Annotated in this window: 13 protein-coding genes; 3 read left to right on the forward strand and 10 right to left on the reverse strand. The window is 37.9% G+C overall.

Going from position 1 to position 14000, the window contains the following annotated elements; all coding sequences use genetic code 11:
• Positions 1-26: 26 nt before the first annotated feature.
• The 10 genes from IGK03_RS11595 to efrA all read right to left on the reverse strand — a co-directional run bounded on the left by IGK03_RS11595 (position 27) and on the right by efrA (position 11094).
• Positions 27-659: a response regulator gene (locus IGK03_RS11595; RefSeq protein WP_002355137.1), complete on the reverse strand. Its 633-nt coding sequence runs from the start codon at positions 657-659 to the stop codon at positions 27-29.
• A complete protein-coding gene (locus IGK03_RS11600) occupies positions 634-1737 on the reverse strand; it encodes a sensor histidine kinase (protein ID WP_002365182.1) in 1104 nt (367 codons plus the stop codon). Before IGK03_RS11600 ends, IGK03_RS11595 begins: the two co-directional genes overlap by 26 nt.
• Positions 1734-2465 (reverse strand): cell wall-active antibiotics response protein LiaF, encoded by a 732-nt coding sequence (liaF, locus tag IGK03_RS11605; protein WP_002381168.1) that lies wholly within the window; start codon positions 2463-2465, stop codon positions 1734-1736. Before liaF ends, IGK03_RS11600 begins: the two co-directional genes overlap by 4 nt.
• Before the next feature lie 150 nt (positions 2466-2615).
• Complete coding sequence (greA, locus tag IGK03_RS11610) at positions 2616-3095, reverse strand: transcription elongation factor GreA (protein ID WP_002355133.1); 480 nt, start codon at positions 3093-3095, stop codon at positions 2616-2618.
• Between the two features lie 260 nt (positions 3096-3355).
• Positions 3356-4741, reverse strand: coding sequence for an endolytic transglycosylase MltG (gene mltG / locus IGK03_RS11615; RefSeq protein ID WP_002415850.1), 1386 nt, complete (start codon positions 4739-4741; stop codon positions 3356-3358).
• A gap of 207 nt (positions 4742-4948) precedes the next feature.
• A complete protein-coding gene (locus IGK03_RS11620) occupies positions 4949-5626 on the reverse strand; it encodes an HAD family hydrolase (RefSeq protein WP_025192103.1) in 678 nt (225 codons plus the stop codon).
• 75 nt (positions 5627-5701) lie between these two features.
• Complete coding sequence (wecB, locus tag IGK03_RS11625; RefSeq protein ID WP_002385282.1) at positions 5702-6853, reverse strand: non-hydrolyzing UDP-N-acetylglucosamine 2-epimerase; 1152 nt, start codon at positions 6851-6853, stop codon at positions 5702-5704.
• Positions 6854-6866: 13 nt separating this feature from the next.
• Positions 6867-7358 carry a gamma carbonic anhydrase family protein gene (locus tag IGK03_RS11630; protein ID WP_002367316.1) on the reverse strand — a complete coding sequence of 164 codons (492 nt, stop codon included), beginning with the start codon at positions 7356-7358 and terminating at the stop codon, positions 6867-6869.
• 242 nt (positions 7359-7600) lie between these two features.
• A complete protein-coding gene (gene efrB, locus IGK03_RS11635) occupies positions 7601-9370 on the reverse strand; it encodes a multidrug efflux ABC transporter subunit EfrB (protein WP_430602329.1) in 1770 nt (589 codons plus the stop codon).
• Positions 9367-11094, reverse strand: a complete 1728-nt coding sequence (gene efrA, locus IGK03_RS11640) for a multidrug efflux ABC transporter subunit EfrA (protein ID WP_010708444.1) — start codon at positions 11092-11094, stop codon at positions 9367-9369. Before efrA ends, efrB begins: the two co-directional genes overlap by 4 nt.
• A 228-nt stretch (positions 11095-11322) precedes the next feature.
• Here efrA and IGK03_RS11645 point away from each other — a divergent pair, with 228 nt between their 5' ends.
• The 3 genes from IGK03_RS11645 (at position 11323) to rnjA (ending at position 13914) form a co-directional block, all read left to right on the forward strand.
• On the forward strand, positions 11323-11709 hold the full coding sequence (locus IGK03_RS11645) for a YbaN family protein (RefSeq protein ID WP_002355126.1): 387 nt from the start codon (positions 11323-11325) through the stop codon (positions 11707-11709).
• A gap of 305 nt (positions 11710-12014) precedes the next feature.
• A complete protein-coding gene (locus IGK03_RS11650; protein ID WP_002355123.1) occupies positions 12015-12227 on the forward strand; it encodes a DNA-directed RNA polymerase subunit epsilon in 213 nt (70 codons plus the stop codon).
• A 1-nt stretch (position 12228) separates the two neighbouring features.
• Positions 12229-13914 carry a ribonuclease J1 gene (gene rnjA, locus IGK03_RS11655; protein WP_002355122.1) on the forward strand — a complete coding sequence of 562 codons (1686 nt, stop codon included), beginning with the start codon at positions 12229-12231 and terminating at the stop codon, positions 13912-13914.
• The last annotated feature ends 86 nt before the right edge of the window (positions 13915-14000 follow it).

Genomic DNA, 14000 nt, shown 5'->3' on the forward strand with positions numbered 1-14000 from the left:
AATTTATTTATGGATTTATCTGATATTTATTTGGCTAAACCATGTTGAAAAGCATAAATCGCCGCTTGGGTCCGATCATCCACATCTAGTTTTGCTAAAATGTTTGAAACATGTGTTTTAACTGTTTTCAAAGTGATAAAGAGTTCATCAGCTATTTCCTGATTACTTTTACCTTGTGCAATCAACATTAAAATTTCGTGTTCTCGATTTGTCAAATCTTCATGCAACACCGGCTCTTGTTTTTTTGTTAACCGTTCCATCATCTTATGCGTCACTTCAGGTTCCAACACACGCTCTCCGCGATAAGTCGCCCGAATTGCATCAGCAATCTCATGTGCTGTTGATGTTTTTAATAGGTAGCCCGCTGCACCAGCTTCAATCGCCGGATACACTTTTTCATCATCAATAAAACTCGTCACAATAATAATCTTGGCTTCTGGCCAATCTTTCAAGATCGCTTTTGTTGAATCAATGCCGTCCATTTCTTCCATTACCAAATCCATCAAAATAACATCTGGACGTAGTTCCAATGCTTTTTCATAGCCAATCTTACCATTTTCTGCTTCGCCTACGACTTCTATATCCTCTTGAATAGATAAATATGATGAAACGCCTAAACGGACCATTTCATGGTCATCCACTAACATTACTTTGATCACTTGCAGTTTCCTCCTTTATGACAGGAACTTTAATTTCAACGCTGGTTCCCTGCCCTTTAAAACTAATAATTTTAACTGTACCGCCCATGCCGACAACACGTTCTCGGATATTATTTAAGCCATAACTACCGGCTTTATTACTTTGTTCCTTCATATCAAAGCCGACACCGTCATCAACAATACGCAATAACACGTTTTTATCGACTTGGTGTAAGTATACCTCTAATTCCTTTGCTTTGGCATGTCTTAAGGTATTTGAAAGTAACTCCTGCACAATTCGGAAAAGATGATCCTCAATGCTGCTATTTAAATGAACATCTTCAACATCCCAAATCAATTCAATTTTAATTTTTGTTTGTAGTTCTTTCAGTAATTGTTCAATACCTTTACGCAAACTTTTTCCTTCTAGACTGATAGGACGCAAGTGCAATAGTAACGCGCGCATTTCCGATTGGGAGGCATTAATGATTTCTGCCACCATGGCTAGTTGTTTACGATATGGTTCCGGGGTTTCTGTTCGTTGTGCTTGTTCATTTAAGGCAGACAACATCATCATGGCTGCAAAAAGTTGTTGACTGACTGAATCATGCAACTCCCGCGCCAAACGATGCCGCTCGTTCTCTAAAATTTCTTCTTTTGTTTGCCCATCCATTAATTGCGGCCGACTGTTTAATAATTGCAATTCTTTAGACATCTCTAATAATTTATTTTTAATCGACCAAATATCTTGTTCGACTTCGGTTAGATAATGATCTTGATTTTCACTGGTCGTTGGTTTGTTTAAGACTGGACTTTCATAATTACCATTGGCCAATAACCGAAGTTTTTCTTCAATCCGTCCATATTGCCCTTTTTGAACCAATGAAATCAGTAAAAAGGTCAATAAGCCTATTAGTAAGGATATGAGAACAATGTGCACAATTAGTGGTAGATAAAAGACTTTTCTCTGAAGAAGCTCTAATAACCACCGGTTTTGTTTAATCGAATGAAAATATGAAAACAATGTAATTAAGATAACAATAAAGGTGCTAAGGGACGCATATAATGAAATCATGCGTCTTGAAATCCGATCGGTCATACACGGATCACCTCAACATCTCCTACTAAAGTGTTCGTCATAATTTTCAAACGACGAAGATTGGTATCGTAATCATTGCTGTAAATTTTTAATGATTCGTTTTTCAATTGATATTTTTCTTCTTCAAAACGTACCGTTCCGTAAAAAGTTGAATGTTCTAACAAAATAGCTACACCTAACGGCACTAGAATTCGCGTGCGGCCAAAACCTTTACGAATAATAATAATATTGTCTTCTTTCGGTAGTAGCGTATTACCTAAATCAATAATGGTGTCCCCAGAGATTAAATCAATATTGATATCGTCCCATTCATAGATATTGTTACCAATGCGTTCGTTGGCAAACCAGCGGCGTTTAAATCGTTTGCCATTTTTAGGTTCTTTTGCCGCCGTCTCCACCATAATCATTTGTTTTTTTCGCCAAGGTGCTCGCTCAGCTATATCCACGCCTGAAATCTCAAAGCCTTTTAAGCCGATAAAGAGTACGCCAAAAATCAACATAAACCAAACAGCCGTGCTGTTCATTGCACCAATGACAATAAAAACAACGCCGAGGACGAATTGAAAGTTGTTAAAATGTGTTTTAGATGCTTTCCTGGAAACGTAGGCCACAAGTAAAACGCCAATTGTTAATAAAACAGCTAATCCAGGATTATGTACAATTTGCCATAACGCCAGAATAAAAAGTAATGCTTCTGCGACGATAAAAAAGCGCCAAGGGTTATTCATAGATTTGCCTCCTCCCTATGTCATTTATTTTACTCGTTTATTTTATTTAATCATAGTGGTTTGCGCCTCAGGTTACCATAGGACTTTAGCCCTAAATATCTTAGATTGCGAAAGGACAGGCCTTGGAAGCTGCCTGCCCTACTCAATTATTTAGTTTGCTTCAACTTTTGTAATTTTAACTGTCATGTCGCCACCAGGTGTTGCAATAATCACTTGGTCGCCTAATTGTTTACCAATTAAGGCTTGTGCAATCGGTGAATCGTTAGAAATTTTACCAGAAAATGGATCGGCTTCGGCACTTCCTACGATTGTGTATTCCTCTTCTTCTCCATCAGGCAATTCTTGGAAAGTAACTGTTTTACCGATGGAAACTTCGTCTTGGTCCACGCCATCATTATCGATGATTTCTGCAAAACGAATCATATTTTCTAACGTTGTAATACGTCCTTCAACGAAAGCTTGTTCATCTTTAGCTGATTCATACTCTGAGTTCTCTGAAAGATCCCCAAAGCTACGAGCGATTTTAATACGCTCTACGATTTCTTTACGTTTAATTGTTTTTAATTCTTCTAGCTCTTGTTCTAATTTTTCTTTTCCTTCAAGAGTCATTGGATATACTTTTTCTACCATGTTAATTCTCCTTTTTCGCTTAACGATACGTAGTTCTTGGTTGGTTATTGAAAAAAATTCCGCTTTCAATCCACAAAAGAGTACCACGCTTTTTCTAAATTGTAAATATAATTATTGAATTTTTGTGATTTTGCTAAATTTTATTTATATAAATTTCTAGTTGCTACTCTTTCCCTCTGTTAAACAGATTACTTTTTGAGTATCTAAAAGCTTGGTGAATCATACAAAATTGATTCACCAAGCTCTTTTATGTTTTCATTTTATTCACTACTTGAATTATTGACATACTGATCTACTAATACTTGATGTTCTTCATATGTTTTTGAGAAGTATACTTTTCCTGTAGAAATATCTGCTACAAAGTATAAATAGTCACTTGGTGTCGGATTCAAGACTGCTTTAATTGACTCCTCACTTGGGCTATCTAATGGTCCTGGTCCATAACCAGTATTTTTATACAAGTTATAAGACGAGTCCACTTCCAAGTCAGCATACGTTACAGTTTCTTTGTGTTCTCCTAGAGCATACAAAATAGAAATATCTGATTGGATCGGCATATCGGCAGCCAAGCGGTTAAAGAATACTTGCGCAATTTGTTTGCGGTCTGCTTCTTTGACTCCTTCTTTTTCAACCAATGAAGCTAACGTTAAGACTTGCTGATTGGTTAAATTCTTTGCATGAATTGTCGGCGTATATTGTTCCATTACTGTGTTCATTTTAGCAACCATCTGTTCGACAAATTCAGGAAGTGTTGCTTTTTTGTAGTAATCATAAGTCGCCGGGAATAAATAGCCTTCTAAGCGATAACGAACACCTTCTGCGGTTGCAGCACTTTCAAGTAAATCAGGATACTTAGCCTTCATTTGATTGAAGAAGTCTTCATTTTTCATTAATGCAATGAAATCTGCTTTCTTGAAATCCGTATTTTTTTCAATAGCTTCGCCAATTTTATCTATATCGTAGCCTTCAGGAATCGTTACTTTGCCATCTGCGATTTTAGTTGGTTCTGGCGTGCCCCCTTCTTTTAGCATTTCACCAATTTCATCGAGTGTCATGCTTGGAGACATTTGATAATAGCCCGCTTGAAAATCTGTTAAGTTTTTAAATTTTACGTAGTAGTTAAAAACCATTCCGCTTTTAATGACGTTGCTTTCTTCTAAAACCGCAGCAATTTGCTTATTAGAAGATCCTTCTGGGATATGCACTTGAACAAGCTTCTTATTGTTCTTGTCTAGTGGTTGTAGCCCAGCGTCTACATATTTATAAAAAGTAAACCCAAAGATTGCCATCATTAAAACCAATACAGAAACTACAATTAACACGATACGACCGACTAAACGATCTTCTTTTTTACGTGTTTGTTTTTTTGTATTTGTTGGCTTTTCGTCTGTTTCAATCGGGGTTGGCTCTTCGACTGTCTGTGTTGTCTTGTCTTTCCCACGTCTTCGAGCAGCTCTAGAACCTGCACGTGTTTGTGTTGTGCGGCTCGCTGTTTCTTGTGATTCATCAGATGAAGGTTGGGGAGACCTATCATTTTTTTCAGAGGAATCAGGTTGATCGCCATCATTTCTACCTTTTAAAGACCCAGTTACTTGATCTCTAAGCGAAGATTTGGGATCTTGGTTATTTTGGTTATCATTAGCCAAAACTAACCCTCCTTACTATTCTATCGTTTATGACTGAAACTATTATACATGAAACCTCTTTAAAATTAAATGTTTTTAATAAAAAGACCGTCATTCCCCGATAAAAAATTCATCATTGACAACGTTTAAAGCCTATGATGGCGCTTTTCTATTGAAACGATAATAAATCTTAAAATCCTCCTAAATTTATCGAAAATCCATTTTCTATTAAGAATTTTGTAGCAAAATAGCACCTAAGCCTTTAGGTGATTGTACTAGGAATGTCGCTCCCGCCTCTTGTAATTCTATTTCTTCACCAAATCCATACAAGACACCTATACTATCTAAGCCATTTTGTTGAGCACCAAGAATGTCATGATTACGATCACCAACCATGATAATCGCTTCTTTGGTTGGGTCTAATTGAGCTTCCGTTAATGCATACTGAATCACATCTGCTTTTTTAGAACGATGACCGTCCATACTCGCTCCATAGATGCCTGTAAAATAACGATCTAAATCAAAATGAGTAATAATCTTTTTTGCAAATTCTTCTGGCTTGGAAGTCGCAATGTATAACTTTGCTCCCGCTTCCTTTAACCTTGTTAGTACCTCTGGGATCCCTGGATACACATGATTTTCAAACATACCTTTTCTCTGATAATACGCTCGATAATGACTCACGGCTTGTTGCGCTGCTTCAGCTGAAGGCGCCATGTGCAAAAACGACTCATATAGAGGCGGCCCTATGAAAGAACGTAACGTCTCCTCGCTAGGAGCTGGCCAGCCTAATTGTTCTGTTGCGTATAAAATAGAACGCATAATGCCGCTACCAGAATCCGTAATTGTGCCATCTAAATCAAATAAAATCGTTTGATACATCTTCACTTCACTACTTTCTAGCATTTTTTTGTCTAATTGATTCTTCAAAATTAAGATACGCAAAAGAAGCACCTTTTCAGCGCTTCTCTGCCTTTTTATTTATTTTGCTGTAAACGTATCTGGTTTTTTATCTGATTGCTGCATTTCATAGGCAATGGCTTCAACGATTCGGCGGCTAGCTTGACCATCCCCATACGGATTTTGTGCATGCGCCATCGCGTGGTAAGCATCAGAATCAGTCAATAATGTTTTCGCCTCTTGATAGACTACTTGTTCGTCTGTACCAACCAATTTCAATGTTCCTGCCGCTACGCCTTCTGGACGTTCCGTTGTATCTCGTAAAACTAAAACTGGCACACCTAAGGAAGGAGCTTCTTCTTGCACACCGCCAGAATCAGTTAAAATTAAAGAACTTTTCGCTGCAAAATTTTGAAAATCTTTGACATCCAATGGTTCAATTAAATGCACACGAGCTAATTCACCTAAGTGTTCCGCTACTATTTCACGGACTTTGGGATTTTTGTGCATAGGGAAAATGACTTCAATTTCTGGATGTTCCATTACAAGTCGACGAACAGCTTTAAACACATTTGCCATTGGCAGGCCTAAATTTTCACGACGATGCATTGTAATTAGCACGATGCGTTGGTCTGTAGGGATTTTTTCCAATAAATCATTTTGATAGTGGGCATCAACGGTGTACGCCATCGCGTCAATCGCTGTATTGCCAGTCACATAAATATGTTCTTCTGGATGATTTTCTTTGATTAAATTGTCCTTACTTTGAGTGGTTGGGGCAAAATAAATATCAGTTAACACGTCTACCAGTTGACGATTCATTTCTTCTGGAAACGGAGAATATTTTTGCCAGGTCCGCAATCCTGCTTCCACATGTCCCACTGGAATCTGTTGATAAAAAGCAGCCAATGCAGCCGCAAATGACGTGGTTGTATCGCCATGAACCAAGACAATATCCGGCTGTTCTGTCACAAGAACCTCAGTTAATAAATTCAAAACACGACTTGTAATATCTGTTAAGGTTTGCCCATCTTTCATGATATTTAAATCATGATTCGGTGTAATTTGAAAATCTTCTAACACTTGATCCAACATTTGGCGATGTTGCGCTGTTACGACTACTACAGAGTCAAATCCTTGACTTTGCTCTTCTAAAACTTTGATTAAGGGCGCCATTTTGATTGCTTCTGGCCGTGTTCCAAAAACCGTCATTACTTTAATTTTCTTCATCATTTTCCTCCTAATTCTATGTTAGTTTCGGGTATTTTTGTTGGCGAAATTCTTCTGCTCGTTGAACGTAATGTAAGGCGTTCGTATGATTACTGGCTATTTCTGCTGCCGTTAACGGACGGATAACCTTCGCGGGTCGACCAAATGCTAAAACATTTGGCGGGATAATTTTGCCTTCTGTCACTAAAGAACCCGCACCAATCAGGCTGTTTTCTCCAATAATAGCATTATTTAGAATCGTTGAACCCATGCCAATCAAAGCACCATCACCGATTTTACAACCGTGTAACATGCATTGATGGCCCACCGTTACATACTTGCCTACAATTGTCGGGGCATCTTCATCAACATGAATAATCGTGCCATCTTGAATATTACTACCTTCACCAATGGTAATTGTGTTACTGTCACCTCTTAAGACCGACTGAAACCAAATATTACTATCCTTCGCTAGTTGTACGTTTCCATAGACATCTGCACTAGCAGCAATAAAATACTCTTTTTTCAAACTCTGTCACCTCTTTTCATTAAGTATAGACAAGAATCCCTCACTTTCATAGTAAAAAAGACAAGAAAAGAGCGTGGGACAAAAATCACTTTGGATTTTTGCTCCACGCTCAAAAACTGATAAACGGCGGGAACAAAAGCAACTCCTTCGGAAATAAGCCGGAATTCTCCAAAAATTACAGAACAATTTTCGGAAATTCCTTCTTATTTCTCGGAGTTAAACGCTTCTGTCCCGACCTCTTTTTATTCCTCATAGTCGCCTTCTTCAGCAAATTGACTATTGTATAGTTTTTCATAGAAGCCACCTTGTTCCAGCAACTCATGATGCGTACCTTTTTCAATGATTTCTCCTTGTTTCATAACAAGAATTAAATCAGCTTCACGAATAGTTGATAGGCGGTGGGCAATAACGAAACTCGTTCGTCCTTCCATAACACGATCCATTGCTTTTTGAATTAAGGCTTCCAAGCGTGTATCGACTGAACTAGTCGCCTCATCTAAAATCAAAATTTTCGGATCAGAAATTACCGCTCGGGCAATGGTCAACAATTGTTTTTGACCAAGGGAAACGTTATCTCCCTCAGAATTGATTTCCATTTCATACCCATCTGGCATTGTCCGAATGAAGTGATCCACATTGGCCGTTTTCGCTGCATCCACAACTTCATAATCCGTGGCATCCAACTTCCCAAAACGAATGTTATCTGCAATGGTACCTTTATACAACCAAGCATCTTGCAATACCATTCCAAATACAGAACGGACATCACTACGGTTCATTTTTTTCGTGTCAATACCATCAATTTTAATGGCGCCTTCTGTTACATCATAAAAACGCATCAGTAAGTTGATTAAGGTTGTTTTCCCAGCGCCAGTTGGTCCCACAATCGCAACCATTTGGCCCGCATCAACTTTAAAGTTCAAATTACGAATTAACGGTTTTTCTGGGTCATAACTAAAGCTGACATTTTCAAATTCAACAGAGCCTAAAATAGGTTCTGGTAAAGGAACATCTTGTTCGTTAAGTTCTTCTTCTGGTTCATCTAGGATTTCAAAAATCCGCATGGTCGAAGCTGAAGCGCTTTGTAAAGCTGCAGACAACTGCGTAATATTCCCCATTGGTTGGCTAATTTGCCAAATATATTGAATAAACGCTTGTAACTGCCCCACTACGATCACACCAGCAACCACATAGTAACTACCAAGGACAGCTACCCCGATATAGGTCCCATAAGCGGTCATTTGAACCAATGGCAACATTAATCCTGAGATAAAGGATGCTTTGAAACCAAAACCATTTAAACGATGATTGACTTGTTTAAAGCCTTCAAGGGTTTTTTTTTCCCGACCATATAGTTTTAAAACACTGAACCCAGTCATATTTTCTTGGACATAACCATTTAAGTCTCCTAAAGAATTTTGCATTCCTTGGAAATATTTCTGGGAGATTTTAACAATTGTTCTTGAAATAATCAGAGACAACGGAATCATAATCACTGAAAAAATCGCCATCAGCGGATTGATTAAGAACATCATCACTACCGCCATCACAATACCTAAGACTGCCGAAACAATATTGATAAAACTTTGTTGCATCGCATTGCTGACAGCATCCACATCGTTCGTCACCCGTGACAAAATATTTCCTTGTTGGTTCTTATCAAAATAAGAAACTGGCAAACGATTGATTTTTTCTTCAATATCTCGACGTAAATCGCGCATGGATTGTTGAACGACATTCGTCATTAAAAAGCCTGACAAAAATTGTGCCACACAATAACCTGTTCCCACAACTAAAATCCAAATTAAACATTGGATTACATAATCAAAATTAATGGATTCGCCAGCCGCAATATTACGGCTAATTTCTGTCGTTGGTAATCCAGTCAAATAAGGCAACGCTGCATTAAAGGCAACGGTTAATATTGTAAATAAAATAACTAAATAAAACGTCACTCGGTACGGTTTAATATAGCGACCGATTCGTTTCATAGAAGAAAAGGCGTGTTTCATGCTAATTCCTCCTCTGACAATTGAGAAGCCGCAATATCATAGTAAATTGGACAAGTCTCAAGTAATTCACGATGTGTGCCAATTCCGACCACGTCGCCTTCGTTTAAAACAACAATGCGGTCCGCATGCATAATTGTTCCAACACGTTGTGCCACAATTAAAACAGTGGATTCTGTTGTTTCTTTTTTCAGACGCGCTCGTAAATTTGCATCTGTTTGATAATCTAACGCAGAGAAACTATCATCAAATATATAAATTTCCGGATTGCGAATAATCGCCCGTGCGATAGCTAAACGTTGTTTTTGACCACCAGAAAAGTTCGTGCCACCTTCTGAAAGAGGTTCATCATAGCCTTGCGGTTTTTGTGAAACAAATTCTGTAGCTTGAGCAATGTCAATTGCTCGTTCCATTTCTTCTAACGTCGCATCTTCCTTACCGTAGCGAAGGTTATCAGCAATTGTACCAGTAAAAAGTAACGCTTTTTGTGGAATATAGCCAATCTTATTGCGTAATGCACTAAGTTTGTACTCTTTTACGTTCACTCCATCGATTAAAATTTCACCTTCTGATACATCATAAAACCGTGGAATCAATTGAATTAATGTTGATTTCCCACTACCTGTGCTCCCAATAAAGGCCACTGTTTCACCAGGTGACGCCTTAAAACTTACATTGCGGATGACTGGGCTTTCCGCATGTCCAGGATAGGCAAAGGTTACATTTTTAAACTCTAGATAGCCTTTAGTAGCTGTTTCTGTTACGCCTTCTTCTTCACGAATAGCTGGTTCCATGTCTAAGGCTTCTTGAATCCGTGAAGCCGAAACCGCAGCCCGAGGATACATCATAAAGACACTGGCAAATAACATAAACGAGAACAGCGCATGGAAAATATATTCAATAAAAGCTATTAAATTCCCAACTTCTAAATCCCCGTGGCTGATTTGAACAGTCCCGCTCCAAATGATTAAGACCATCACAATATTAAATAAGAAAAAGAAGCCTGGTTGGGCTGCTGCCATTAAACGAAACAGACTTTTTGAACTTTTAGTGTAAGTTTCATTGACTTTATTAAAACGAGATTCTTCAAATTTTTCATTAACAAATGCACGTATTACCCGCAATCCAGAAAGATTTTCTCTTAAAATCCCATTGATTCCATCTAAGTTCTTTTGTTGCTTTTTAGATAACGGTTCTGACAAACGAGCAATTCCGACAACTGCTAGCAGCAGAAAAGGCAAGGCACCTAAAACGTACATTCCTAACGACGGACTCGTTCGCATCACCATGTAAAGACTGGCAATAAACATCACTGGCGTCATAAAGCCAAGACGTAAAATATTTCCCATGAAGAGCATAATTTGGTATGCATCATTGGTCGTTCGCGTAATTAAGGAAGAAACCCCAATACTTTCATATTCACTGTGTGAGAAAGTTTGAATCTTTTCAAATAAATCATCACGAATATCACGAACAATGTTTGTTGTAATTCTGGCACCAAAGTACCCCAGCAAAATATTCATTGCGACACCAATAATCGTAATTACAACCATCCAAATCCCTTGCTGATAAATATAGTCCATATCTTTAGGAATAATTCCTTTGTCAATCATTCGTGCTAAAATAGTCGGCAAGCCTAATTCAATTAAAATAAAACCAAACACACAAATAAAATCAGCGAAAAGTAATTTCTTATAACGCATTGTGTAACGCCACATTAACTTCAATTAATCATCTCCTTCTTATCTTACTTTAAATTTTCTAGTACCCCCACTGTATCAAAAAGAAATCGGTAATACAAGCTGTCTGACTAGAAAAAACAGCCTTTCTCTTTCTATCCTTTCTCTTTTAGATTTTCTAAAAAATAGATAATTTTAATGATTTACTTATACGATTAAAATTGCTACTTCCTTTTGATTGTGCCATAATTGGGAAAAACTGAAAGGACCCTTTGAATGAAAAAATTATTCTTCATTTTTCTCGGTTCCTGTACGTTTGCTTTAGGCACGTTAGGAATCTTTTTGCCGCTTTTACCCACCACTGGTTTTTATTTATTAACGGCCTTTTTTTGGATGCGTAGTTCAGATAAACTTTATAACAAATTTTTAGCTTCTTCTTATTATCAAAAATATATCCAAGAAGCCTTCTTTGAGAAAAAAATTACTCGTAAAGGCAAATGGAAACTATTTATTTCCATGTTTCTTTTATTTGCCATTCCGTGTTTAATTGTCCGAAATACGTTGATGACCACGACTTTAGCGATTGTTTATTTAGCTCACGTGATTGGCTTAAGTTGGTATTGGCGTCCTAAAAAAAAGGCACTCGAACTTGATCAAGAATAAGGCGAAACAAGAAGTTTGTTTTTTTTAAAAGTCCAGTGAGTGTTTCTATACTTCCTTATCATTCTATGATAAAATAAGCTTAATTGTTGTTATTCACAACACACGGGACGGTTGAAAAAAGAACACATAAAATCAAATACCCAGAATGAAGCAAAGTCGAGGCTTCATTTCATCATTAACAGATGTTTTTGATGAGCATTCTTTTTTAGGTGATCAGCACCTCGTTTTGTTGTGTTTAATTTTCTGTCTTAAAATGAAAAAAACTATAAATTGCTACTATTAGTAGCTGAAGGAGAAATGAATCGATGATTTACAAAGTATACTATCAAGAAACAAAAATCAGAAACCCAAAAAGAGAAGACACAAAATCTCTTTACATGGAAGCCGATAGCGATGTAATCGTGCGCCAATTAGTTGAAGAAAATACCCCATACAATATTGAATACGTTCAATTATTAGACGAAAAACATCTTGCTTACGAGCAAGAACATGCGGACTTCACTCTAACGGAGTTTTAACATGAAAGTAAACATAAAAAATAACGAAACTGGCGTTTTTGCAATCGGTGGTTTAGGCGAAATTGGAAAAAACACATATGGGGTACAATTCCAAGATGAAATTATCATTATTGATGCTGGGATCAAATTCCCAGAAGATGATTTACTTGGGATTGACTACGTGATTCCAGATTATAGCTACATCGTTCAAAATTTGCATAAAGTCAAAGCACTCGTTATTACCCACGGTCATGAAGACCATATTGGTGGCGTTCCTTATCTTTTACGTCAAGCGAATATCCCAATCTATGCGGGACCACTAGCCTTGGCTTTAATTACCAACAAACTAGATGAACATGGTTTATTGCGAGAAGCGGAATTACACGAAATTAATGAAGATACGGTGATTCGTTTTAGAAAAACAGCGATTAGCTTTTTCCGGACGACTCACAGTATTCCGGATGCCTTGGGCGTTGTGGTTAAAACGCCTTCTGGTAACATTGTCGCAACAGGTGACTTTAAGTTTGACTTTACACCCGTTGGTGAGCCAGCCAACTTACACAGAATGGCGAAATTAGGTGAAGAAGGCGTCCTTTGTCTTCTTTCAGACAGTACCAATGCTGAAATACCCACCTTTACAAAATCCGAAAAAACAATTGGGACCTCTATTTTAAAAATCTTTGAAAAAATTGATGGTCGGATTATCTTTGCCAGTTTTGCTTCAAACATTTTCCGTTTACAACAAGCTGCTGATGCAGCCGTGAAAACAGGTCGCAAAATTGCTGTTTTTGGTCGTAGCATGGAAAATGCCATTGTCAATGGCGAACGCTTAGGCTACATCAAAGTGCCAAAAGGAACGTTTGTCGATGCGGCGGAACTGAATCAATTGCCAGCAAATGAAACAATGATTTTATGTACTGGCTCTCAAGGAGAACCTATGGCCGCGCTTAGTCGGATTGCTAACGGTACACATCGCCAAATTAGTATTCAACCAGGCGATACGGTTGTTTTCTCAAGTTCACCAATTCCTGGGAATACGACAAGCGTTAACCGTTTAATCAACTTATTATCTGAAGCCGGTGCAGAAGTTATCCACGGAAAAATCAATAATATCCATACTTCTGGTCACGGTGGACAAGAAGAGCAAAAATTAATGCTTCGCTTGATGAAGCCTAAATATTTCATGCCTGTTCATGGTGAATTTAGAATGTTAAAAATCCATGCTTCGCTCGCTCAAGATACAGGGGTTCCTGAAGAAAATTGCTTTATCATGGGCAACGGCGATGTCTTAGCTTTAACGGCTGATAGCGCACGTCCTGCTGGTCACTTCAACGCTAACGACGTGTACGTTGATGGAAATGGTGTCGGTGATATCGGGAATGTTGTTTTACGGGATCGTCGTATCTTATCTGAAGAAGGTTTAGTTTTAGCGGTAGCAACGGTTGATATTAAAAATAAAGAAATTATGGCTGGTCCAGACATTCTTTCCCGTGGTTTTGTCTACATGCGTGAGTCTGGTGATATGATTCATGAAGGCCAACGTCTTTTATTCAATGCTCTACGTGAAGCAATGAAAGATAAAAACTGTACCGAAGCAAAATTAGGCGAAGCCATGACGACCGCTTTACAGCCTTTCTTGTTTGAACAAACAGAACGTCATCCAATGATTCTGCCAATGATTATGACTGCCACAGTTAGTGATCAATAAAGCTCTCATTTAATAGAGAAGAAAAATGTTTGTCCATTTTTCTTCTCTATTTTTTCTAACAAAAAAACACCTAACGCATGTTAGGT

This window comes from Enterococcus sp. DIV2453a (assembly GCF_050533535.1).
Lineage (GTDB): Bacteria > Bacillota > Bacilli > Lactobacillales > Enterococcaceae > Enterococcus > Enterococcus faecalis.

Coding starts and splice junctions, on each gene's coding strand:
- efrB (WP_430602329.1), bottom strand. CDS start 9,370: ATGAAACACGCCTTTTCTTCTATGAAACGAATCGGTCGCTATATTAAA.
- wecB (WP_002385282.1), bottom strand. CDS start 6,853: ATGATGAAGAAAATTAAAGTAATGACGGTTTTTGGAACACGGCCAGAA.
- IGK03_RS11650 (WP_002355123.1), top strand. CDS start 12,015: ATGATTTACAAAGTATACTATCAAGAAACAAAAATCAGAAACCCAAAA.
- IGK03_RS11600 (WP_002365182.1), bottom strand. CDS start 1,737: ATGACCGATCGGATTTCAAGACGCATGATTTCATTATATGCGTCCCTT.
- greA (WP_002355133.1), bottom strand. CDS start 3,095: ATGGTAGAAAAAGTATATCCAATGACTCTTGAAGGAAAAGAAAAATTA.
- IGK03_RS11645 (WP_002355126.1), top strand. CDS start 11,323: ATGAAAAAATTATTCTTCATTTTTCTCGGTTCCTGTACGTTTGCTTTA.
- liaF (WP_002381168.1), bottom strand. CDS start 2,465: ATGAATAACCCTTGGCGCTTTTTTATCGTCGCAGAAGCATTACTTTTT.
- IGK03_RS11620 (WP_025192103.1), bottom strand. CDS start 5,626: ATGCTAGAAAGTAGTGAAGTGAAGATGTATCAAACGATTTTATTTGAT.
- rnjA (WP_002355122.1), top strand. CDS start 12,229: ATGAAAGTAAACATAAAAAATAACGAAACTGGCGTTTTTGCAATCGGT.